Origin of the sequence: Sphingobium sp. B10D7B, assembly GCF_025961955.1 — a bacterium.
Taxonomy (GTDB): Bacteria; Pseudomonadota; Alphaproteobacteria; order Sphingomonadales; family Sphingomonadaceae; genus Sphingobium.
This window is the reverse complement of sequence record NZ_JAOQOQ010000001.1, coordinates 2,174,400-2,196,639: the sequence shown is the minus strand read 5'-3', so window position 1 is coordinate 2,196,639 and position 22,240 is coordinate 2,174,400. Positions and strand designations below refer to the sequence as shown.

Here is a 22,240-nt window from a genome sequence, read left to right as displayed (position 1 = left end):
CCGCTGTCAAATGCACCGTGCCGTTTTAATACGCTTTTCGGTCGAGCAGAGGCATGCCGGTGGCAGTGCTTCTGCGGTCATCAATTGGGTATGATGCGCGGACGCTCGCGCGGTCGGAGTGTGCCAAATCTCAGGATTTGAGCCAATCCGGCTGGGTTTGGGCTTCAGCGCTCGACGCCGTTGGCGCAGGGAACTCTCCATCGCGGCGCCAAACGATCCGTATTTTGCCTCAAATTGAGAGGCCGCGACGCCGCTCAGCGCACGGTTTTCCCTACGCGGATGGCAATTGCTCCGCCCAAAAAAGGGTGTAAACGCTCAAGGCAGCAGAAGGTTGCACCGGCCTGTAAATGCTTCTGGGCGTCGACGGGGGACTTTACGTGATCAAAGATGTGATTGTTGGTTGGCGTCGCCGTTCCATGAGCCCCGTCTCCTATGCCAACCCTGTGGGCGATGCGCTCCAGGCGTCCGGCTCGCTGAGGGACACGATCGTTAGATTAGCGGACGGAATTGCCGGCTATAAGTGGGCCGGGGAGACTGCGCCCGAGAGCCCCAACACCGCTGCTGACGCGCATCTCAATCAAGTGCAGCAGCGGCGCGTTTTTGCCGGACTGTCGCGCAGTTTTCATCCCGACGAGCGCTCGGATGCAATGCACCTGAGCGCCGACCTGAATTCTCTCGACGATCGCCGGACATCCATCGGCGCGCTTTGAGGCGGATAGGGCGAGGTCACAACCACCCTCACATCCGTGAGGAAATGGTGCCGGATGCAGGATTTGAACCCGCGACCTTCGGTTTACAAAACCGCTGCACTACCACTGTGCTAATCCGGCAAGGTCGCAACTCCCTATGATTTCACCGCGCGGGGGTCAATCCGCAATGCGGCTCGGTAGCAAGGTCATGGCCCGGTCTGCATCTCCAGCGCCCAGGCGCGCGCCGCCTCCAGCCGGGCAGTATTCGTCGCGCAGATCAGCGCGTCGGCGCGGTCAAGAAGGATGGGATCGCGACTGGATCGGTCAACAGGCTGGGCATCGCCGGGCGCGGGCAGGCCGGGGCGATCGGGAGTACAGGCAGCGTGCGCGGCTGGCAGGCGCACAACGCGATCGCGATAGACAAGGGTGAGAGCCTCGCTCTTCTGTTCGGCAGCATCGTTGAGCCTCCTGTTGTGGACGCGAAGCGCGGCGACCTGCGCGTCGAAATCCGTCTGCGCCTTGGCCTGGGCGGCGCGATAATCCTGACGGGCCTTCGCAAGTGCGGCGGCATGGCGTGCGCGCAGATGGTCAACCCGCACCCCCCATGCCAGCGCGAGAATAAGAGCCAGGGCGAGCGCGCCGGTGGCGGCGAGCCATCCCCGTAGCGTCACAAGTTGGTCAGGCAGAGCCGGCGCTCTGCCTCCCGCCGGTTGACCAGCCCCTGCACGCGCCGCCCATCGACCATCACCCAGAGCCGGAACGCGTCGCAGCCGCCCGGCCAATCGCCCGCGTTGAACCGCCGCGCGACTGTCGAGCGCGCAAAGGCCGCCTCGCCAATATTATAGGTGAGCGAGATGGCCGCCGCGAACTGATAGGGCCGATCCCTGAGCGCTGGCACGGCGCGCAGCACCGCGGGCGCCCAGTCGGCGGCCAGCGTTCGGTCCAGCATCGCCGCGCATTCGGCGGGCGTGTAACGCCGCATCGGCACGCGGGTCTCGCCGGTGCAGACCGTCCAAATGCCGGCGATGTCGCGATAAGGGTCGGTGCGTGTGCCTTCCCATCGCGCGATGAACGGCGCCGCGATCATGATGGCGAGGCCGATGAAAGCGCTGCCGACCGCCCCGCCCAGCAGCGTATCCCGCGCGTTCATTTGCTCAAGCCCTTGAAGGCCGCGAATGCGGCGATCATCGAGGCGATGAAACCCGCCACCCATCGGCTCCAGCGCAGCCAAAGCTTCGCCGCGCGCCAGGCTTCGATCACTTCCATGGTCCGCTTGGTGTCCTGTTCGACCAGCGCAAGCCGCTCGGATGCGCGGCCGATTTCCTGCGCCTGCCGGTCGACCGTTTCGGCAAGGCTCTCCACCTTGCCGATCAGTTGATCCAGCTTCCGCGCGAGTTGCGGGCTGGTCATCGTGTCACCGCATCCTTTGCGTCGCCATCGCAGCGATAGAGCGCGACGATATCCGCTTCATCGCCAGCAAGCGGGCCGTTCGGGCAGGTGTAGCTCGCGCCGCTGTAGCGCTCGCTGTTGAACACCGCCCATTCATCCAGCGCGCCGCCGGTGAGCCCGTATTCGCCGTTATGGTTGCGGAGCGAATAGCCAGAGGCGGCCGGCACGATCGTCTCGCCGAACGCGGCATAGCTCTCGCGGGTGCCGGGAAGGCCATCGGTGACGTTGGTCACATAGAGCGCCAGCCCTCCCGGCCCGGCCTGGCAGGCGACATGGTAGCGCTTGCCCGGCGCCAGCACCGTGGTGCCGGTGAGGCCGCTCCAGACCCGCAGCTTGCCGGCGCCATCGATGGCGACGAAGCGGGAGCCGTTGCTTCCGAACCCGCCGAACAGGACCTGGATCGCGCCCGGGAGCGGGTCCGGGCAGGTGAAGAAGCCCTCCACGGTAATCGGCGCAAAGACCGGGCTGTAACTGCCACGCGCGGTGCCGCCCGTCATCTGCTGGCCGAACGCCGCGCCACCGGTGCTGGCGGCGTAGGTCGTGCTCGTCTCGGCCATGCTGAGGGGGCTGATCGGCGCGATGAAGCCGCTCGGCGGGGCATTGATCGCGCCGCCCGGCGTCGGCGCCGCGATGGCGATGGGGAGCGTGCTGCCCTGCACGATGCGGCCGGTGGTGATGCCGTCTCCATCGGTCCGGTCATCGCGGATCGTGTCGGTCGCTGCATTGGCAGGGCCGCTCGGGAAGTAGACCCAGAGGTCGAGCTCATGTCCGGGGCCGGGATCGTTGGCGAGCGTGATCGCGAGCGTCGTGGCGTTCACTGCGCTGACCGATGCCACCGGGAAGCGGTTGTCGGTCGCGTTGTTGGCCATCGGGTTCACCCGGCCGCGCGGGAACACCCACAAGCGGTTGCCCGGCGTGCCGCTCAGCACGAGAGCGCTCTGGCCGACATTGCTCAGCGTAAGCGTGATGGTGGTGCCGGATCGGGTGGCGGAGAGGGGCGCGGGGCCAAGGCCTGCGCTCGCGCCATAAGAACTGCGCAGCGCGCGATACAGGTGGCGCGCCATGGTCAGCGAGCCGGCTTGTGTCTGGTGGATGCCGTCGCCGCTCATCAGCGTATCGTCCATGTGGACATACGTCGCACCATTGGCCGCGCACCAGTCCTGCGCGCCTTTGCGGATGCGGCTCACCTGCCACGGCGTGCCCCAGCTCCGCAGCAACCCCATGGAGGGGATGGTCCAGACGAGACGGGCGAAGGACGGCAGGCTGTTGAGCGTGGTCAGTTGGCTGAAGAGGGTGCTCAGGGCCTGGCCATAGGCCTTGGGTGGGATGCCATAGAGGGCCTCGGTATGACCCTGACCCCAGACAAAGGCCTCGAAGCCATTGCCGGCCCGGTTCATCACCTCGGTGAGCGCCGTCCAGTTGCTCTGCCGGCTAAAGAAGCTGGCGATGGTGGTGCCGCCGACCGCATGGCCGACAACGCCACAGTTGACGCCGGTCAGCGCAATCATGCGGTTGAGATATTCACCGACGCCGACGGAATTGGGGCCGGCGCTATTGCTCATATCAGCCGGCGTCTGCCAGGGCATGGTGGCGGCGGCGGGATTGTAGGTGTTGCCGTCCACATATCGCGCCAGCACCGCGCTGTTGGCATCCGGCGCGATCCCAAGCGAGGCGAAGGTCGCCGTCGAATCGGTGGCCTGGCGCCCCAGCATCCGCACGGTGAGCGATTGACCCGCAAAGCCGGTCAACATGCCCATGCCGACCTTGACGGTGCCGAGCTGCCAGGCGCCATCTGCGCCCTTCAGATCGACGAAGAACCAGCCAAGCCGCGCATCCACGCCGGTAACGTCGACATAGGTGGCGCCGTTTGCGATCGTGCCGGCGGTCCACGGCCCCTGCAGGATCGTTGTTCCATCCTCGGCGGAGCGGATACGCACCCCGACCGTGCCGGCGGTGACGGTGCCGGACAGCGGCACGCGGATCGTGCCGGTGCCCTTGCCCTGGCCACCGCCGTTGGTTGTGGTGCGCTGGTAAATCCGCTTCTCTTCGTAGCTTGGGAACTGCGCCAACGTGAAGCCAGCGCTGTAACTCGCGGCAACGAGCGCCGCAGCGACCGGCCCGACGGCGTCCGCATCGGCCGACCCACTGCCGCCGGCCCCGTTCGCCAGCTCGCGCGGGCCGATCATCGATCCCGTATCGGCTGCGGACAGCACATAGCTGTTGGCGGTGGCGCCTGCGATGGGTACGCCATCGCGCAGCCACTGCCATCCCGTCGCCGCGCCGTTCACGATGATGCCGCCCAGAGCGGTGAGCATATCGCCGACGCGCGGAGGGCTGGCGGCGCCGGTCATGGCGGGTCTGCTCGTCCAACTGGGGGCGGGGGTTGGTGTAGGCGTCGGCGTGGGGGTGGGAGACGCGCCAAGGGGCCGATGACGGCGCGCAGACCCTGCAGCGCCGAAACCAAATCCGGGACCGACCATCAGGCAAGGCCCACAATGTCGGCCGCGGTCGTGCCGCTGGCGCGGATGTAGCGAGCGCGGATGTCGAGGATCTGCCCTGACGCGACATTCTTGAGCATCACGTCCGTGCCGGAGCCTGCCGCGCGCAGCGTGATGGCGCCGCCCGTCCCGACATAGATGGCCTTGGGTAGCGGGTCGATTTCATTGGTGGCGTGGGGCGTGATGGCAAAGGCCTCGCGCGCCGGCTGGGTGAGGGAGTCGATCTGGTTTTCGAAGCGGTCGGCCATGTCCGTGCCCTTCCTGTGGCGAGTGCTGCGGCCGAATCGCCGCAACGCCCTTAAGCCACCGGAGAGGTGCTGTAGGACAGATTAAATTTACCTATCTGGTAAAATCACGGTGCTGGCGTCTTGTCCTTGAACAGGCACACATCGTTGATGATGCAGCGCCAGCATTCGGGCTTACGGGCTTTGCAGACATAGCGGCCATGCAGGATCAGCCAATGGTGGGCATCGCGCCGAAAGGGCTGGGGAACGCGCTTTTCCAGCCCGCTCTCGACGGCGAGCACGGTCTTCCCCGGCGCCAGCCCGGTGCGGTTGCCGACCCGGAAGATATGGGTATCGACCGCAAAGGTTTCCTCGCCGAATGCCGTGTTCATCACCACATTGGCGGTTTTGCGCCCCACGCCCGGCAGGGTGGTCAGCACGTCCCGGTCGCGCGGCACTTCGCCGCCGTAGGTCTCCACCAAGACCTGCGAGAGCGCGATGACGTTCTTGGCCTTGGTGTTGAAGAGGCCGATGGTCTTGATGTGTTCCTTGAGCGCCTCCTCGCCGAGCGCCACCATGTCCGCCGGCGTCTTCACCGTTTCGAACAGCCGCCGCGTCGCCTTGTTGACGCCCGCATCGGTCGCCTGCGCGGAGAGGACCACGGCCACAAGCAACTGGAAATCATTGCCATATTCCAGCTCGGTGCGAGGCTCGGGATTATGCTCCGCCAGCCGCGAGAACAGCGTAAAAATCTGATCGCGGTTGAGAATGCGCTGGCGGCTCAAAACCTAAAGCCCCAGCACATCCGCCATGGCATAGCGTCCCGGCGCCTTGCCGATCAGCCATTGCGCGGCCTTCACCGCACCACGGGCGAAGATGATGCGGCTCTCGGCCCGGTGACCCAGCTCGATCCGCTCCTGATCGGCGGCCAGCACCACAAGATGATCGCCTGCGACCGATCCCCCGCGCAGCGCCGCAAAACCGATGTCGCCGGCCTTGCGGGCGCCGGTGATCCCGTCGCGCCCGCGCGCGCTATGGTCGGCAAGGCTGATCCCGCGCCCGGCCGCTGCCGCTTCGCCCAGCAACAGCGCCGTGCCGGAAGGAGCGTCCACCTTGTGGCGGTGATGCATCTCCAGAATTTCGATGTCCCAATCGTCGCCCAGTCGCGCGGCCGCTTCCTGAACGAGCGCAGCCAGCAGATTGACGCCGAGCGAGGTATTGCCCGTCTGCAGCACCGCGATCTGCGCCGACGCACGGTCGATGGCTGCGTGATGCGCCGCTTCGAGGCCGGTCGTGCCGATCAGAAGCGGCTTGCCCGCCGCGACGCAGGCATCAAGATGCGCCTGCAGCGCGCCGGGCACCGAGAAGTCGATCAGCACGTCGGCGCTGCCCGCAAGGCCCATCGCATCGCTGGTGATCGCCGCGCCTTCTGCGCCGATGGTCCCGCCCGGCTGACTGTCCGTTCCGCCCGCCACCGCAATCCCGGCATCCGCCGCAACCCCCGCGATCGCCTGACCCATGCGCCCCCGCGCGCCAAAGATGCCGATCGCCGTCATGATGCTTGCGTCCTTCGCTCCAAATCTGTCTCATCGCGCCGATGCCAGACTCGAACGCACTTGTCATCCTCACCGGCGCCGGCATCTCGGCAGAAAGCGGCCTGGAAACCTTCCGCTCGGAAGATGGCCTGTGGGCACAGCATCGGATCGAGGATGTCTGCACGCCCGAAGCGCTGGCGCGCGATCCTGCATTGGTCCATCGCTTCTATGATATGCGTCGCGCCGCGTTGGACCGCGTTGAGCCCAATCCCGCGCATGAGGCGCTCGCCCGGCTGGAAGCGCATTGGCCCGGCGAGCTCCTGCTGGTCACGCAGAATGTCGATGATCTCCACGAGAGGGGCGGCTCGCGCAACCTCCTCCATATGCATGGCGCGTTGAACAGCGCGCTGTGCGCCGCCTGCGATTACCGTCTGCCGTGGACGGGTCCTCTCCCGCCTGCAGCGACGTGCCCCACCTGCGGCGCGCCCGCTCTGCGGCCCGACATCGTGTTTTTCGGCGAGATGCCTTATCAGATGGCGCGGATCGAAGCGGCGCTGGCCCGTGCCGATCTGTTCGTGTCGATCGGCACGTCGGGCGCTGTTTATCCAGCCGCCGGGTTCGTCCGCATGGCGCAGGCCTACGGCGCGCGCACGCTGGAGCTGAATCTCGAACCGTCAGAAGGCAGCGCCTGGTTCGACGAATCCCGCCTCGGCCCGGCGAGCCAGCTCGTGCCGGCATGGGTGGATGAGATGCTGGCGTCCTGAACGGCGCGGCGCTCCGCCACCCTTGCGCTGGGCGGGTTCGACTGCCAGATCAAGGCCCATGACTGCCGATCCCCAAAATCCGCCGATGCGCGCCGCGATGATCCCGGTGACGCCGCTCCAGCAGAATTGCTCGCTCATCTGGTGCACCAAAACCATGCGTGGCGCGCTGGTCGATCCCGGCGGTGATCTGGCGCGGCTCAAAAAGGCGGTGGCGGATGCCGGCGTGACGCTGGAGAAGCTGCTCGTGACGCACGGTCATATCGATCATTGCGGGCAGGCCGGCGTGCTCGCCAAGGAATTGGGCCTGCCTATCGAAGGGCCCCATGAGGATGATCGCTTCTGGATCGCGCGGCTGGATGATGATGGCAAGCGCTGGGGCGTACCCGGCGAGCCGTTCGAGCCGACGCGCTGGCTGGTCGATGGGGATACGGTCACCGTCGGCGAGCTGGTGCTGGATGTCATCCATTGCCCCGGCCACACGCCGGGTCATGTCGTCTTTCATCATGGCCCGTCAAAGCTCGCCATTGTCGGCGATGTCCTGTTTCAAGGCTCTATCGGCCGCACCGATTTTCCGCTCGGCAATCATGAGGATCTGATTGCGTCGATTACGCGCAAGCTCTGGCCGCTGGGTGGTGAGACGATCTTCGTGCCGGGTCATGGCCAGCCCAGCAGCTTCGCGCATGAGCGGGCCAGCAACCCCTTTGTGGGCGACAGCGTCACGGGCGTGCGCGACTGATGGCGCGACGCGGCCTTCCCGCCACGCAATGTCCGGCTCGGTCCCGCAAGCGCCCAGTTTGTCCAATGAATCGGTTGCACCATCAGGAAAAAGCGCTATAGGCGCTCACTCTCGCGAACGCCCGGCTCTCGGTTGGCCGCGGTCCTCTGTGGCCGCCAAGACGCCTTTGCAGGCGGCCAGGCAAGCGAACCCGTTATTGATGTTTTGCGTTTTTTAGACAGGTGCCCTCATGGCTGTCCCAAAGAGAAAAACTTCGCCGTCCAAGCGCGGCATGCGTCGCAGCCATGACTCGCTGCGCGTGGAATCCTATCAGGAATGCCCCAATTGTGGTGAGCTGAAGCGCCCCCACAATCTGTGCACCGCTTGCGGGCACTATAACGGCCGCGAAATCGTCGCGATCGGCGCCTGAGGCCCGACCGGGGAATCATGCTGTGAAGACGCCGCGGATCGCGATTGATGCGATGGGCGGTGACGAGGGCGTCCGCGTGATGATCGCGGGCGTTGCCTTGGCGCGTCGTCGGCATGAAGGGCTGCAATTTCTGCTCTTTGGTGATGAGACGCGGATTCGTGCCGCGCTCGCCAACCACCCCAATCTCTCGCAAGCCGCTGAAATCGTTCACACCGACAAGGTGGTGAACGCGGGCGACAAGCCCAGTCAGGCGATCCGCCAGTCACGCCAGAGCTCGATGGGCCTGGCGATTCAGGCTGTGAAGAACGGCGAGGCGCAGGCTGCCGTCTCCGCCGGCAATACCGGCGCGCTGATGGCGATTGCCAAGCTTGCCCTGCGCACGCTGCCGGGGATCGACCGGCCCGCCTTGGCCGCCTTCCTGCCTACGTTGGGCGACAATGATGTCGTCATGCTCGATCTCGGTGCCAACACCGAGTGCGACGCGCGCAATCTCGTTGAATTCGCGGTCATGGGCGCCGCTTACGCCCGTGTCGTGCTCGATCTCGAGATGCCGCGCGTGCGCCTGCTCAACATCGGCACCGAGGATCTCAAGGGCACTGACGAAATTCGCGATGCCGCTGCGGTTCTCCGCAAGGGCATCGGCCTGCCGCTCCGCTTCGATGGCTTTATCGAGGGGGACAAGATCGGCTCGGGCGATGCGGATGTGATCGTCGCCGAGGGCTTTGCCGGCAATATCGCGCTCAAGACGGCTGAAGGCACCGCCCGGTTCGTAACCGACGTGCTGCGCCGTGCCTTTACCAGCTCGTTGCGCTCCAAGGCCGGTTTCCTGCTCTCCAAGCCGGCGCTGCACCTGCTCAAGGTGCATCTTGATCCCAACAATCATAATGGCGCCGTCTTCCTCGGCCTCAACGGCATGGTGGTGAAAAGCCACGGCAGTGCCGACGAAAAGGGCATCGCCAACGCCGTCCACGTCGCCGCGCGGCTGGTCGAGGAAGATCTGAGCGCTCGCATCGCGCAGGACATCGCCCGCGTTGGGCCTATTGGAAAAGAGGAACTGGTCGCCAAATGACCTTGCGGTCCGTGATCGAAGGGACCGGGTCCGCCCTGCCCCGGCGCCGTGTCGACAATCATGAGTTGGCGCAGACAGTGGACACGAGCGACGAGTGGATCGTCGAGCGGACCGGCATTCATGCTCGCCATCTCGCTGGGGAGGGCGAAACGACCTCCACGCTCGCGGTCGAGGCGGCGCGCAAGGCGCTGCAGGCCGCAAATGTCCCGGCCACTGAGGTCGATCTCATCATCCTGGCGACCACCACGCCTGATCAGACCTTCCCGGCGACTGCCACGCGCGTTCAGACCGGTTTGGGCATCAATGATTGCGTCGCATTCGACGTGGCAGCGGTATGCTCGGGCTTTCTTTACGCGCTGACTGTCGCGGACAACATGATCCGTGGCGGCGCGGCAAAGACCGCGCTGGTGATCGGCTCGGAGACGATGAGCCGGCTGCTCGACTGGGAAGATCGCGGCACCTGCGTGCTGTTCGGTGATGGTGCGGGCGCGGTGCTGCTGCGCGGGCAGGATACCGATGAGGAGACCGGGCGGGGCATCCTCGCCAGTCGCCTCCACGCCGATGGCCGGCACAACTGCCTGCTCCATACCGACGGCGGCGTCTCGACCACGGGAACGGTCGGCAAGCTGCGGATGAAGGGGCAGGACGTCTTCCGCCACGCGGTCATCAACCTTGCGCAGGTGCTCCGCGAAGTGCTCGAGGCGGCCGATATCGCAGTCGAGGATATCGACTGGGTGGTCCCACATCAGGCCAATGCCCGCATTCTCGATGCCACGGCGCGCAAGCTCGGGCTGGAGGCAGAGCGGGTGATCGTCACCGTCGATCAGCATGCCAACACCTCGGCCGCGTCGGTCCCGTTGGCGCTCGATACCGCCGTACGGGACGGGCGCATCAAGCGGGGCGATCTCCTCGTGCTGGAAGCAATGGGCGGCGGCTTTACCTGGGGCGCCAGCGCCCTGCGGTTTTAGCCCGTGTTCTGATAATCTTATTTTTCAATAATATCGCGAAATAACTGCGGCTTGTTTCGATTCTTGCCGATTGCATTGTAAGAGTTTCTGCCGCAGAGACGGCGATGTGGCCTGTTGGGGGACAGGGCGCGCTTGGTTTCGTTATTTGGGGGCGAAATGAGTTCAGAAGAAACGTTGACCCGCGCTGAGATCGCTGATCGGCTCAACCGCCAGATCGGCCTCTCGCGGTCTGAATCCGCGCAGATTGTCGAGCAGGTGCTCGACCTTGTGAGTGAGGCACTTGAGCAAGGCGAGAATGTCAAAATTTCCGGTTTTGGGACGTTCGTGCTGCGCGACAAGAACGAGCGCGTCGGGCGCAATCCGAAAACCGGCGTCGAGGTGCCGATCACGCCGCGGCGGGTTCTCACCTTCCGGCCGAGCCAGACGCTGCGCGAACGCGTCGCCGGCGCCTGAATATCTCACGGTTAACTGTCGCGTGATGGGCTCGTGCGGTCGGTCGCGGATTGACCCGCGCGCGTATCTCGTTGCAGAATAAGGCATGGCCAAAGATGACGGCGCGTTTCTGACGATTGGAGAGCTTGCTCGTGAACTGGGCGTGGCGCAGCATATCTTGCGCTACTGGGAGACCCGGTTCCCGCAGCTTCGTCCGCTCCAGCGTTCTGGTAATCGCCGCTATTATCGGCCGGCGGACGTGGAACTTGCGCGTCGGATCCATCGACTGTTGAATGAGGAAGGCTTTACTGTGCCGGGTGCGCAGCGGGCCTTGGCCAGCGTGCGCAAGGCGGCGTCGGCGCCTTCCTCCCCTGAGGCAGACGCAGCGCAACCCGCTGAGCGGCTCGTGCAAGGGCCTGCGCCCTCAGCGAGCGACGGGCGTTCCAGTCCGGCACGGACGGCAATGGACGACCTGTTTTCAGGGACGGCCGTCGATCAGCCGGTCCGCCCGCGCTCGCCAGCCTCGCCGGACATCTCCACGGTGATCGCAAGGCTGAGGGTCATCCGCAACAATCTCGAAGAGGCGCTCAACCCCGGTTGAGCGGCCTGTCAGCGCTTCCGACTCAGCGCTGGTCCGGCCCCAGACTCGGATCTAGATCGCGTGGCCGTACAAAGGCTTCAAGCGTCGCCGCATCAGCGAATCCGCTGGCGAGGTCCGCCCAGCCCGCCACATCGAAGGTCAGCACGGCCATGGCGGCGGTCGGGAATTTCGTTTCGACGGATGCGCGCATTCCGGCCAGCCGCTCTTGGCCGCTGGCCGTCAGGATGAAATCCTCAAGGCCGGGGCTGTGGGCGGCCAACAGAACCGAGGCCCGGTCCGGCGCGGTTTCGCTCAACACCTCTGCTATGGTTCCGGCGGAAGCCAGATAGAGCCGCATGTCACGCATGGGTTCGGGGCAGGGGCCATAAGCGTCGCGAAAACGCGCTAATGTCTGCGTCACGCGGACGGCGGGGGATGCGATGATCGTCTCGAAGGTCACGCCGTGACCGGCGGCCCATTGGCCCATCACGGCCGCCGCGCGTTCGCCGCGGCCGTTCAGCCCGCGGTCGAAGTCGCGCAGCGCGGCATCGCTCCAGTCAGACTTGGCATGGCGCAGAACGATAACCGTCTTCATTCCTCGGTGGACACCCTAGTCTCATAAGATCCGTCCAGCGGTCTCTGCCCGATATCGGCCGAGGAACCAAGGCGTGAGCGCACGCGAGCGATGGCTTCATCGAGCGGAATGCGCAGGATGGGGACATCGGGTGGAAAAGCACTCAACAATCGGCTGGGCATGGCCGAGGAGAGCATCACGAACTGGCCGCTGTCGTCACCCCGGCGGATCAGCCGCCCGAATGCCTGGGCGAGGCGGGCGCGGACCAGCCGATCGTCATAGGCGGTTGACTCACCACTGGCTTGCCGCCGCGTCGCGTGGAGGACCGAGGGCTTGGCCCAGGGCACGCCTTCCATCACCACCAACCGCAGCGAATCGCCCGGCACGTCGATCCCGTCACGCAGCGCGTCCGTGCCGAGCAGAGAAGCGCGCGCATCGTCCCGGAACATGTCGATCAGGGTTGCGGGGTCGAACGGGTCGACATGCTGCGCATAGAGCGGCAGCCCGGCACGGGCGAGCCGGTCGGCAATGCGCTTCTGCACGGAGCGCAGCCGGCGAATGGCCGTAAACAGCCCCAGCGTCCCGCCGCCCGCTGCCTCGATCAGCCGTGCATAGGCACCGGCCAGCGCGGGCAGGTCGCCGCGCTTGATGTCGGTGACGATCAGCACCTCGCTCTGTCGCGCATAGTCGAAGGGGCTGGCCGCCTCGAACCATTGCGGCGCGCGCCCCAGATGCACCGCGCCCGATCGCTCGACGGCCGTCTGGGTATCTCCGCCGGCCCGCAGCGTCGCCGACGTGACGAGCACGCCATGGGCCGGCCGCATCACCGTCTCGGCCAGCGGCTTGGTCGGGTCCAGCCAGTGGCGGTGCAGGCCGATGTCATATTCCTTGCCCTCGACGCGATCCACCGCCAGCCAGTCGACAAAGGCCGGCTCGGGCGGCCCGCCGACGCGCAGCAGGAGCGCAATCCAGGCGCGCAGCAGATCGCACCGCCAGCCAAGGGCGGAGATCGCGCCATCGATGCGCGCGCGTGCCGGGCCATCCAGCCAGTCCGGCGCCAGTTCAATGACGGCGACGAGGCGCTTGCCCAGCCGCTGGAGCGGCCCGAGCAGCGCCTCCAACGCGCGCGCGGCATCCGTGGCAGCATCGATCAGTGCCCCGTCCGCTTCGCTCAGGTCCACTTCCAGCCCATAGCCCGGATCGGTGTCGCGTCCGTCCCGTTCGGCGCGGGCGTAGACGGTGTCGCGCACGGCGGCGAGCACCGCCTCGATCGCTCCCTCGGCGCCATGCTCGACGACGCGGCGCAGCCAGTCCTCGCCCGGCAGCGCGCGAGCGGCTTCGCGGGCGGCGTCGATGGCCTCGGCACCTTCCTCGTCATAGCTTGCGACATCGGAAAGACGGGCGGCGAGGCCGCGCCGGCGCCCCTTGCGCTCGCTTTCCGGCCCCATGATCCAGCGCCGCAGTTCGATCGCCTCGCGCCCGGTGAGTGCCGCGCCGAAGGTCGAGTCCGCCGCGTCGAACAGATGGTGCCCCTCGTCGAAGACGATCCGGGTCGGCGTGCCCTGCGCTTCCCGCCCGCGCGCGGCGTTGATCATCACCAGTGCATGATTGGCGATCACAATGTCCGCATTCTGGCTGGCGCGGGTCGCCCGCTCGATGAAGCAGGTGCGGAAATGCGGGCAGCCTGCATAGATGCACTCGCCGCGCCGGTCAGTGAGCGCTGTCGCACCCGCACGGCGAAACAGGGCCATCAGCCAGCCCGGCAGATCGCCCCCGACCATATCCCCGTCGCGCGTATAGCCCGCCCAGCGCGCCACGAACTGCGCCAGCACCGCCGCGCGCCCGGCGAAGCCGCCCTGCAGGGCATCTTCCAGGTTGAGCAGGCAGAGGTAATTCTCACGCCCCTTGCGAATGACGACATGGCGGCGGAAGGCGGCATCGTCGGGATAATGGCGCCGGGTTTCGCGGTCGAGCTGGCGCTGCAGGGCCTTGGTGTAGGTCGCGATCCACACCGTCCCGCCGGATTGCTCGGCCCACAGCGTTGCGGGCGCGAGATAGCCAAGCGTCTTGCCGATGCCTGTGCCCGCCTGCGCCAGCACCACGTTGGGCGCGTCCTCACGCGGCCGGGGCGCGAAGCTGCCGGACGCGGCGGCGGCGAAATCGCGCTGGCCCTGCCGCGTTTCGGCGCCGCTGCCGGTCAGGCTGCGCAGGCGCGCCAGCACATCCGCCTCGTCGAGGGTCACGGGGCGCGGGGCAGGGCGGGGCGCCTGCTCCTCCCATTGCGGCAGGCGTGTAAACAGCCATCGCTCGGCCTCAGCCGGTTGGCGAATGCGCGGACGCAGCAGCGACGCCCAGCTCCAGCGCAACCGCTCGAGCTGATTGAGGCTGGTCCAGGCGCCTTCGCGCTCCGCCCAGTCGGCTCGCTCAGTCCAGCCGAGCATGGAGCTGGCAATCTGCGGGATGAGCCGCGCCGCCTCGGCGTCGCTGGCCGGCGGCGCGAGGCCCATGGCCCGGGCGAGCCCCGCAACTGTGGGAATCACGAACTGAGCGGGGAAGAGGAAGGCAAATAGCTCCAGCAGGTCGAGGCCAGAGAGATCCGCATAGCCCAATCGCGATCCCAGCAAGGGCGCATTGACTAGCAGGAGCGGCGTATCCGCGGCGCGCGCAAGGGCTTGTCCGCGACCAAGCCCGATGGTCTGTTCGCCGCTGCCATCGGTCAGCCAGATGCCGGCATGGCTGGCATGGAGCGCCGGTGGCAGGCCCGGCAGGATCGGATCGGATGGGGACACCCGGCAGCCATAGCGTGCTTGGTCCATAAGGGGAACGCGCCGTTCGGTTATTTTACCGCATAACCGGCGGCCGGTGGTCGAACTCAACGCCCCAGTCGGTCCCGGAGGTGTCGCAGCGCACGTTCGATCGCCCCATGGTCGAGCGCGCCGCCGACGGACAGGCGCATATGCGTGGACGCGCCATCTTCAACGGCGAACGCACTGCCGGCCACGGCAGAAAGGCCCATGCCACCCAGCACACCAATCAGCGCGTCGATATCCGGCGCCCGTCCGCTGGCATCGCGCAGGTCCAGCCAGAGATGGTAGCCCTCGGGCTGCATCCGGTAGGGCAGGCCGGCCAGATGGCGCGTCACGAGCCGGTGCCGCACTACCGCTTCGTCCCTCACGCCATCGATCAGCGCGCTGAACAACCCTTCGCGCAACCAGTGGCTGACCAGCGCGACGTTCAACGGCGGCGCCATCACGGCGCTGTCACCGAGCGCCGCGCCCAGTTGCAGATTCTGCTCTGCGGAGGGCGCGCGAACATGCGCGACGCGCAAGACCGGCGAGATGAGCTTGGACGTGCCGGCAATATACCAGCTTTGCGCCGGGATCAGCGCTGCGCAGGGCGGATGGGCAGCGCGGCAGAGCTGCCCATAGGCATCGTCCTCGATCAGCGTCGCGCCATGCGCGGCAATGATGGCGGCAATCTCCTCCCGCCGCCGCAATCCCATGGTGATGCAGGTGGGATTGTCATTGGTCGGCGTGATATAGACGGTGCGCGCGCCCTCGCGCAGGGCAGCGTCTAGTGCGTCCGGTATCAGCCCCTCATCATCGGCATCGACGGGCGTGAGCACCAGCCCCCGCCGCCGTGCCAGCGCGATCATGCCGGGATAGATGAACGGCGCGCAGCACAGTCGGTCGCCCGGCTCCAAAATGCTATGGACCAGCCCGTGCAGGGCATGTTGGGCGCCTGCCGTGATGGCGATCTGGTCCGCCTCGCTCGGTAAGCCCGCCACCGCCAGCCGCTCAGCCCCCTGCGCGCGGTCCGCGATGTTGCCTAGGCTCGGCTGATACTGGAGGATCGGGGAATGGCGACCGGCACGCAGCAGGCTGGCCATGCCATGGTGGATCGCCTGGGGCAGCAGGTTGAAGCCCGGCTGCGGTGGCACATTCATGCCCCGGTCGCTCGCGGTTTCGCCAAAGCGGGGCAGAGCGATGTCATTGCGCACGAAGCTGCCGAGTTTCCCGGCGCCTTCGATCAGCCCGGCCTCGCGCACCAGCGTGTAAGCGCGCGTCACCGTCGTCAGGTCCACGCCGAGCTGCGCCGCCAGATCGCGCTGCGCGGGGAGGCGTTCTCCGGGGCGCAACTCGCCGGAATGGATTGCGCCGCGCAGAGCATCGGCAATGGCCGCATATTTTGGTCCATGGTCCGCGCGGAATTTCTCGGTGCGGATCAGGGCAACCCAGTTCTGCATGGCAAGCGCCCGTTTTATGTATGGTGGGATGATACCTACATATTGCCTATCTGATTGCCAAAGGAAATGGAGCAATCGCCATGTCGAACCTGACCACGCAAGAGCAAGAAAACGGGCCTCGGCATGACCCCGTGCGCACCGGGTTGCGCGGCCGCTGCCCACGCTGCGCGCAGGGCCGGCTATTTAAGGGATTCCTGACGATCCGCGACTCCTGTGAGGTCTGCGGGCTCTCATATGATTATGCCGAGCCGGCCGATGGCCCCGCTTTCTTCGTAATCTGCTTCGCCTGCGTGCCTGCGGTCGTTTTCGCTCTCGTGCTGCAGGTGAAGGCCGATCCGCCGCTGTGGCTGCATCTGGTCACCACCCTGCCGCTGGTGCTTGCGACCTGCATCCTGCCGTTGCGGCCGCTCAAGGGCTGGCTGATCTGCAGCCAATATTTCTTCAAGGCGCGGGAAGGGCGGGTGTCGCAACCCTGGCGCCCTTATGGCGCGGATGGCCCGCTGGTCGCGCCTTCGGGCGACCGGCCGTGACGGCTGCCCCCATCGATCTGGCCCGCAAGGCCGCAGCACAGCATCTGCGCGACAGCGGCTTTGCCGAAGAGGCTCAGCGGGTCGCGACGGGCGCGGGCGATGATTTCGTGGAAGTCCGGCTCGCGCTTGCCCTGCTCAAGATTCTTCAGCCCGAGTCCGGCCCCCCGGTCCGGCGCAACGGCCGGCGGCTCGTCGGCGAGGAATGTTGAGGTAAAAGACGGGACTCAGGCGAGGCGGCGCCCAAAACCGCGGATTGGGCCAGCGCTCGCATCCGCGAAGGCCGCACTTTCCGCGAAAAGGGCTGATCGGGCCAGTTCGAGATGCTGATAGAGCGCGCCATCCCTTAGCGGGAAAATGAATCGGCAGCCGGTGCGGTCAACCTCATGCCAGATGGACTGGGCATAGATCGTCTCGCTCATATAATCGATCTGGAAGCGTGTGCCTTCGCTCAGGCTGCATCCTGAAATTAGGCCGCCATCTTCGGTCAGGTCTACCAAGGTGGCCTCCTGCACGTCGAGCACGGTCGTTATGATAACAGGAACTTGGACGCAGACGCGCTGCGGCCGGTCGATCTTATGGTCCACGGTGAGACTCCCACACAAGCCCACCCGATTCTCCCCTCCCCAGGGGTTTTGCGTCTCCGGCGGACGTTCACGATGTCTTACACCAATTGGTAAAATTTTCGTTTCGTCGCATTTCTGTTTTTTGCTCTCCGGCCTTTTTGGTTGTTGCGCGCGCGCTCTTGGCGCTAGAGGCTCGCCGCATGACTGATGCTGATTATGCCGCTCAACTGCGGGAGGCCGCGAAGGTCTCCAAGGCCTGGCCCTATGAAGAAGCGCGCAAGCTGCTCAAGCGCTATCCGCAGGGCAAGCCGAGCGGTGCGCCGATGCTGTTCGAGACCGGCTATGGCCCCTCGGGCCTGCCGCATATCGGCACGTTCAATGAGGTGCAGCGCACCACCATGGTCCGCCACGCCTACGAGGAAATCACCGGCGCGGCCACGCGCCTCATTGCCTTCAGCGATGATATGGACGGGCTGCGCAAGGTGCCGGACAATGTCCCCAATCAGGCAATGCTGACCGAGCATATCGGCCGACCGCTCACCCAGGTGCCCGATCCGTTCGAGAAATATGAGAGCTTCGCGCATCACAATAATGCGATGCTGCGCGCATTCCTCGATCGCTACGGGTTCGATTACGAGTTCGTCTCCTCGACCGACAGGTATCGCGGCGGCCAGTTCGATGACGCCCTGCGCAACGTGCTGCGCAACTATCAGGCGATCATGGACATCATGCTGCCCACGCTGCGCAAGGAGCGGCAGGCAACCTATTCGCCGGTGCTGCCGATCAGCGCGAAGAGCGGCATCGTGCTGCAGGTTCCGGTCGAGGTCGTCGATGCCGATGCCGGGATCGTCCGCTTCGAGGATGATGGCGAAACGATCGAGCAGAGCATCCTCTCCGGTGGCGCCAAGCTGCAATGGAAGGTCGACTGGGCGATGCGCTGGGTGGCGCTCGGCGTCGATTATGAGATGGCCGGCAAGGATCTGATCGACAGCGTCACGCAAAGCTCCAAGATTGCCCGCGCGCTCGGCGGACGCCCGCCCGAGGGCTTCAACTACGAGATGTTCCTGGACGAGAAGGGGGAGAAGATCTCCAAGTCCAAGGGCAATGGTCTCAGCATCGAACAGTGGCTGACCTATGGCTCGGAAGAGAGCCTGGCCTTCTATATCTATCGCGAGCCCAAGGCGGCCAAGTCGCTGCACATCGGCGTCATTCCGCGCGCGGTCGACGATTATGAGCAGTTCCGCTCGGCCTATGCCACGCAGGCCGTGGACAAGCGCCTCGGCAATCCCGTTCACCATGTCCATGGCGGGCAGGTGGCGGACGATCCGCTGCCGGTTACCTACGGCCTGCTCCTCAATCTGGTCGGCGTCATGGGCGCCGATGCGACCGAGCATCAGGTGTGGGCCTATCTGCGCAATTACGCGCCTGATGCCTCCGTGGAGCGCTATCCGCGCGTCGCCGGCCTCGTGCGCAATGCGCTGGCCTATAATCGCGATTTCGTCGCGCCCACGCTCAAGCGCCGCGCGCCGGAGCCCAACGAAGCGCTGGCCCTGCGCGAACTGGATGCCCAGCTCGCCGCTTTGCCGGACGACGCCTCGGCCGAAGACATCCAGAATATCGTGTACGAGATCGGCAAGGACCCGCATTACGGCTTCGAGCAGCTGCGCGACTGGTTCAAGGCGCTCTATGAGACCTTGCTCGGCGCCCAGCAGGGGCCACGCATGGGCAGCTTCATCGCGCTCTATGGCATTGCAAACAGCCGCAAGCTGATTGCCCAGGCGCTGGATCTGGCTGCCGCATAATCGGCAGAACGGGGGGCAAGCTACCCTCCAGCTTTCCCCGCGTTCAGCAGCCGCATCGGTTCTCGGGGCGATGCGGCTGCAATTGCGCAGACCGGATGGCCGCCACCGCAGCGACGGTCTGGTGAAAGAGGAAATGCGTGACATCGCAGGGCAGCGTCTCGCGCAGCAGGCGCGTGGCCTCCGCCTCGTCGCCCTGGATCGCCGTCACCGCCAGATCGCCAAGCAGCGCCTCGTCAGGGCTGAGCGACATCGCGCAGGGGCGATGCACGAGGAAATGCTCGGGCCAGCCCTCCTGCAATCCCCGCACGAGCAGAATGACGCGCCGGGCGGCATCCATGGACCGCAAGCGGACGGCGAGGTCCGGCACAGGATCACGGCCTGACTGGCTGTAGATAATGCACAGCCGCGCGGCCATGATGAGGTGCATGGCCGTCAACGGAAAGGACCGCAGGTCCCGAAAGGCGAAAAGAGCGGATAAATCCCTGGTCATGGCGACCCCTTCCAGCAGAATGAAGGCTGGCAGGATATGCTATTGCGAACGAATTGCAATAGTGATTGGGGCCGACATCGCCGTCAATCCCGGTGGCTCTCGCTTGGGCGGGGCCACCGGGTGCACTCGGGGCACGGCTGATTACCGAGCCTTGGCGTGGGCAATCCAGTCGTCGATCTTTCGCTCCAGCACGCTCATCGGCAGCGCGCCGGTCATCAGCACCTGATTGTGGAAGGCTTTGACGTCGAACCGGTCACCAAGCGCCGCCTGCGCCTTCTTCTTCAGCCGCTGGATGGTCAGCGCGCCGATCTTGTAGGAGAGGGCTTGGGCCGGCATGGCGATGTAGCGCTCGACCTCGGCGGTGGCGTCCGTCTTCCCCATCGAGCTGTTGTCGAGCATGTACGCAATGGCCTGATCGCGAGTCCAGCCCTTGGCGTGGATGCCGGTATCCACCACCAGCCGCATCGCACGCAGCATCTCGTCGTCAAGATGGCCCATGCGCTGATAGGGGTCTTTGAACAGCCCGAAATCATAGCCCAGCGTCTCGGCGTAGAGGGCCCAGCCTTCAACATAGGCCGTGTTGCCGCCGAAGCGGATGAAGTCGGGCAGGCTGGCATTTTCCTGCGCGAGGCTGATCTGGAAGTGATGGCCCGGCGCGCCTTCGTGCAGATAGAGCGTCGTCATGCCCGGAATGCTGCGGGAGGGCAGATCATAGGCGTTGAAGTAAAAGACGCCGGGGCGCGAGCCATCGGGCGTGCCATTCTCATAGGAGCCGCCCGCCTCGAACTTCTCGCGGAACTCGGGGTAAGGCCGGATTTCCAGCTTTGCCTTGGGCAGGGTGGAGAACTGGCTCGGCACCTTTTCATCGACGATCTTGCCGATGCGGTAGAATTCCTCCGTCATCCATTCGCGGGATTTGGGGTGAAATTCCGGGGCCTCGCGCAAATGGGTGAAGAAGGCGCCGAGCGTGCCTTTGAAGCCCACCTCGTCCCGCACCTGCTCCATCTCGCTGCGGATGCGCGCGACCTCCGAAAGGCCGAGGTTGTGGATATAATCCGGCGTGAGCGGCAGCGTCGTCATGCTCTTGACCAGCGCGGCATAAAGCTCCGCGCCACCCTTCATGGCGCTGAGACCAACGCCGTCGCGTGCCACCGGCAGATAGTCCGCTTTCAGGAAGTCGCGCAGCCGCTTCTGGGCAGGGTTGATCTCATTGATCAGCGCATCCCGATAGGCCTTGGTCAGCCGATGGCGGTCAGCCGGCGCGATGTCCTCGGGAAAATCCTTCACCGGCTGGTAGAAAGGCGAGTCCTCAACCGGCTGGGCCAGCAGCGCATCGAGCTGCGAGATCGTATTGCCGATGGTCAGCTTGGTCTCGACAACGCCGCTCGCCATGCCCTCGCGGAAGCGGCCGATCGCACGGTCGAGGTAGCGGACATAGTCCTTGTGGCGCTTGAGGTTGTTCTCATAGTCGGCGAGCGTCTTGAACGGCGCCGCGCCCTTGCCGGACGACAGGGTGGGGTAGAAGGTGTGCAGCCCCGTGAAATGATTGATCGGGATGACCGCGCTGATGTTGACCAGCGGCGGGCTGAGTTTCGTCAGCTTGTCCTGCACTTCCCACTCGAACACATCATAGGCAATCTTGTTCTGGGCGTTCAGCCGGTCGCGGTTGATTGCGTGGAGAGCGGCGAGATTGTCCTGCGCGATTTTGCGCTCGGTCGCGAAATAGGCATCGCTGATATAATCGCCCATGCGGTCGGCGTGGCGCATATCACCCCGAAACAGCGCGTCGAGCGGGTTGTTGGCGAGCGTGGCCTCATTGGCGCGAGCGAAGAGCGCGGTCAGGCGTTGATCCTCGCTGGAGGCAGTCTGGCCGGCGGGTTGCGCCGCAAGCGTCTGGGCCAGCAGGGGCGTGGCGGAAGCGGCGGCGGCAAGTAGCAACGAGAGGCTGCGGGTAAGGCGCTGGGCGCGGAACATGGGAAATCCTTTCCGGGAAGGTCGATCGGGGGATCGCATGCTTGGATGCGTAGCGCCGCGCGCTGTTCATCACAACGCTCGACCGGCTCGTTTCGTCGTGCGGAAGCATGCTCAGGCGCATAAAAAGGGCCGCGCCGAATGTCGGCGCGGCCCTCTTCATTCCCATCCCGAAAAGGGACGCGTGGTCAGCGGTAACGGAAGGCGTTGTGGATCACCTTCACGACCCTGCCGGTGCGCGTATTCACGAGCAGCGCGTCGTCATAATGGCGCACCCAGACCTGGTTCGCACGGGGGGCATCCCAGTGGAAGCGGCGCCAGTCATTCACGACATAGCTGCGGCCGTAATAGACGGGCCGAATGGTGACGCCTGCCTTGAAGTTCTGATATTTGAACGGGGCCGCGCGCCACGGGCGCTCGCGATTATAGTCGCGCACCTCGCGCTGATAGTCCCAGCGGGCGTCGCGCAGGTCACGCTTGGCATCGCGAACATCGCGACGGGCGTCGTTCACGTCGCGACGAGCTTCCCGCACATCCTGCCGGTCCTGGGCATGATAGGGCTGGGCCATCGCGGTGGTGGGGATGAGGGTGAGGGCTGCAAGCCCGCCGAGCAGAAACTTTTTCATCATGTGACACTCCTTTCAGTGCCGGCCAGGCGCCTCATTCTGCGGCCTTGGTCGCCTGATCCTTATCGGCTCGACGGGCTGAATG

24 protein-coding genes, 1 tRNA gene and 1 pseudogene are annotated in these 22,240 nt (G+C 65.6%); 11 read left to right on the top strand and 15 right to left on the bottom strand.

Features of this window, described 5'->3' with window-relative positions; translation table 11 throughout:
- Nucleotides 1-347 precede the first annotated feature (347 nt).
- Nucleotides 348-710, top strand: coding sequence for a hypothetical protein (locus tag M2331_RS10445; RefSeq protein WP_184117262.1), 363 nt, complete (start codon nt 348-350; stop codon nt 708-710).
- Between the two features lie 45 nt (nt 711-755).
- Here the strand turns inward: M2331_RS10445 and M2331_RS10440 are convergent.
- The 8 genes from M2331_RS10440 to dapB all read right to left on the bottom strand — a co-directional run bounded on the left by M2331_RS10440 (nt 756) and on the right by dapB (nt 6,416).
- Nucleotides 756-830, bottom strand: a tRNA-Thr gene (locus M2331_RS10440).
- Between the two features lie 65 nt (nt 831-895).
- Nucleotides 896-1,360, bottom strand: a complete 465-nt coding sequence (locus M2331_RS10435; protein ID WP_181560220.1) for a hypothetical protein — start codon at nt 1,358-1,360, stop codon at nt 896-898.
- On the bottom strand, nt 1,357-1,839 hold the full coding sequence (locus tag M2331_RS10430; protein WP_181560219.1) for a lysozyme: 483 nt from the start codon (nt 1,837-1,839) through the stop codon (nt 1,357-1,359). Before M2331_RS10430 ends, M2331_RS10435 begins: the two co-directional genes overlap by 4 nt.
- Nucleotides 1,836-2,099, bottom strand: coding sequence for a hypothetical protein (locus tag M2331_RS10425; RefSeq protein ID WP_181560218.1), 264 nt, complete (start codon nt 2,097-2,099; stop codon nt 1,836-1,838). The genes M2331_RS10430 and M2331_RS10425 overlap by 4 nt, the downstream gene beginning before the upstream one ends.
- Nucleotides 2,096-4,489: a sialate O-acetylesterase gene (locus tag M2331_RS10420; protein ID WP_181560217.1), complete on the bottom strand. Its 2,394-nt coding sequence runs from the start codon at nt 4,487-4,489 to the stop codon at nt 2,096-2,098. Before M2331_RS10420 ends, M2331_RS10425 begins: the two co-directional genes overlap by 4 nt.
- Before the next feature lie 128 nt (nt 4,490-4,617).
- A complete protein-coding gene (locus M2331_RS10415; RefSeq protein ID WP_181560216.1) occupies nt 4,618-4,884 on the bottom strand; it encodes a spike base protein, RCAP_Rcc01079 family in 267 nt (88 codons plus the stop codon).
- Between the two features lie 104 nt (nt 4,885-4,988).
- Nucleotides 4,989-5,645 (bottom strand): endonuclease III, encoded by a 657-nt coding sequence (gene nth / locus M2331_RS10410; RefSeq protein ID WP_220128546.1) that lies wholly within the window; start codon nt 5,643-5,645, stop codon nt 4,989-4,991.
- A 3-nt stretch (nt 5,646-5,648) separates the two neighbouring features.
- Nucleotides 5,649-6,416, bottom strand: a complete 768-nt coding sequence (gene dapB / locus M2331_RS10405; protein ID WP_181560215.1) for a 4-hydroxy-tetrahydrodipicolinate reductase — start codon at nt 6,414-6,416, stop codon at nt 5,649-5,651.
- Nucleotides 6,417-6,457: 41 nt separating this feature from the next.
- Between dapB and M2331_RS10400 the strand changes: the two genes are divergently transcribed.
- The 7 genes and pseudogenes from M2331_RS10400 to M2331_RS10370 form a co-directional block, all read left to right on the top strand.
- Entirely contained in the window at nt 6,458-7,159 is a 702-nt protein-coding gene (locus M2331_RS10400; protein WP_181560214.1) for an NAD-dependent deacylase, read from the top strand.
- Between the two features lie 58 nt (nt 7,160-7,217).
- The gene (locus tag M2331_RS10395) at nt 7,218-7,895 is read left to right on the top strand and encodes an MBL fold metallo-hydrolase (RefSeq protein WP_319799446.1); all 678 of its coding nucleotides are present in this window, start codon (nt 7,218-7,220) and stop codon (nt 7,893-7,895) included.
- A gap of 229 nt (nt 7,896-8,124) precedes the next feature.
- Nucleotides 8,125-8,304, top strand: coding sequence for a 50S ribosomal protein L32 (gene rpmF / locus M2331_RS10390; protein ID WP_181560213.1), 180 nt, complete (start codon nt 8,125-8,127; stop codon nt 8,302-8,304).
- 22 nt (nt 8,305-8,326) lie between these two features.
- Nucleotides 8,327-9,373 carry a phosphate acyltransferase PlsX gene (gene plsX, locus M2331_RS10385; protein ID WP_181560212.1) on the top strand — a complete coding sequence of 349 codons (1,047 nt, stop codon included), beginning with the start codon at nt 8,327-8,329 and terminating at the stop codon, nt 9,371-9,373.
- Complete coding sequence (locus M2331_RS10380) at nt 9,370-10,341, top strand: beta-ketoacyl-ACP synthase III (RefSeq protein WP_319800988.1); 972 nt, start codon at nt 9,370-9,372, stop codon at nt 10,339-10,341. Before plsX ends, M2331_RS10380 begins: the two co-directional genes overlap by 4 nt.
- Nucleotides 10,342-10,497: 156 nt before the next feature.
- On the top strand, nt 10,498-10,794 hold the full coding sequence (locus M2331_RS10375) for an integration host factor subunit alpha (RefSeq protein ID WP_181560211.1): 297 nt from the start codon (nt 10,498-10,500) through the stop codon (nt 10,792-10,794).
- 85 nt (nt 10,795-10,879) lie between these two features.
- A pseudogene (locus tag M2331_RS10370) lies at nt 10,880-11,110 on the top strand (MerR family transcriptional regulator); the annotation flags it as partial.
- A gap of 286 nt (nt 11,111-11,396) precedes the next feature.
- Here M2331_RS10370 and M2331_RS10365 read toward each other — a convergent pair.
- From M2331_RS10365 to M2331_RS10355, 3 genes are read right to left on the bottom strand one after another with little or no spacing between them, the layout of a single operon-like run.
- Nucleotides 11,397-11,948: a SixA phosphatase family protein gene (locus tag M2331_RS10365; RefSeq protein WP_181560210.1), complete on the bottom strand. Its 552-nt coding sequence runs from the start codon at nt 11,946-11,948 to the stop codon at nt 11,397-11,399.
- Nucleotides 11,945-14,743: an ATP-dependent DNA helicase gene (locus M2331_RS10360; protein ID WP_181560209.1), complete on the bottom strand. Its 2,799-nt coding sequence runs from the start codon at nt 14,741-14,743 to the stop codon at nt 11,945-11,947. Before M2331_RS10360 ends, M2331_RS10365 begins: the two co-directional genes overlap by 4 nt.
- Before the next feature lie 56 nt (nt 14,744-14,799).
- On the bottom strand, nt 14,800-16,173 hold the full coding sequence (locus M2331_RS10355) for a PLP-dependent aminotransferase family protein (RefSeq protein ID WP_181560208.1): 1,374 nt from the start codon (nt 16,171-16,173) through the stop codon (nt 14,800-14,802).
- 80 nt (nt 16,174-16,253) lie between these two features.
- On the opposite strand from M2331_RS10355, the gene M2331_RS10350 reads away from it, so the two are divergent.
- Nucleotides 16,254-16,703 (top strand): DUF983 domain-containing protein, encoded by a 450-nt coding sequence (locus M2331_RS10350; protein WP_181560207.1) that lies wholly within the window; start codon nt 16,254-16,256, stop codon nt 16,701-16,703.
- The gene (locus M2331_RS10345) at nt 16,700-16,912 is read left to right on the top strand and encodes a hypothetical protein (RefSeq protein ID WP_181560206.1); all 213 of its coding nucleotides are present in this window, start codon (nt 16,700-16,702) and stop codon (nt 16,910-16,912) included. The genes M2331_RS10350 and M2331_RS10345 overlap by 4 nt, the downstream gene beginning before the upstream one ends.
- Nucleotides 16,913-16,927: 15 nt before the next feature.
- Here M2331_RS10345 and M2331_RS10340 read toward each other — a convergent pair whose 3' ends face one another.
- A complete protein-coding gene (locus M2331_RS10340; RefSeq protein ID WP_181560205.1) occupies nt 16,928-17,287 on the bottom strand; it encodes a PilZ domain-containing protein in 360 nt (119 codons plus the stop codon).
- A 179-nt stretch (nt 17,288-17,466) separates the two neighbouring features.
- Here M2331_RS10340 and M2331_RS10335 point away from each other — a divergent pair, with 179 nt between their 5' ends.
- A complete protein-coding gene (locus M2331_RS10335) occupies nt 17,467-19,068 on the top strand; it encodes a lysine--tRNA ligase (protein ID WP_181560204.1) in 1,602 nt (533 codons plus the stop codon).
- A 43-nt stretch (nt 19,069-19,111) separates the two neighbouring features.
- Here M2331_RS10335 and M2331_RS10330 read toward each other — a convergent pair whose 3' ends face one another.
- The 3 genes from M2331_RS10330 to M2331_RS10320 form a co-directional block, all read right to left on the bottom strand.
- Nucleotides 19,112-19,558 (bottom strand): hypothetical protein, encoded by a 447-nt coding sequence (locus M2331_RS10330; protein ID WP_181560203.1) that lies wholly within the window; start codon nt 19,556-19,558, stop codon nt 19,112-19,114.
- Nucleotides 19,559-19,699: 141 nt separating this feature from the next.
- A complete protein-coding gene (locus M2331_RS10325; protein WP_181560202.1) occupies nt 19,700-21,532 on the bottom strand; it encodes a DUF885 domain-containing protein in 1,833 nt (610 codons plus the stop codon).
- Between the two features lie 185 nt (nt 21,533-21,717).
- Nucleotides 21,718-22,158 carry an RcnB family protein gene (locus tag M2331_RS10320; protein WP_181560201.1) on the bottom strand — a complete coding sequence of 147 codons (441 nt, stop codon included), beginning with the start codon at nt 22,156-22,158 and terminating at the stop codon, nt 21,718-21,720.
- Nucleotides 22,159-22,240: the final 82 nt, after the last annotated feature.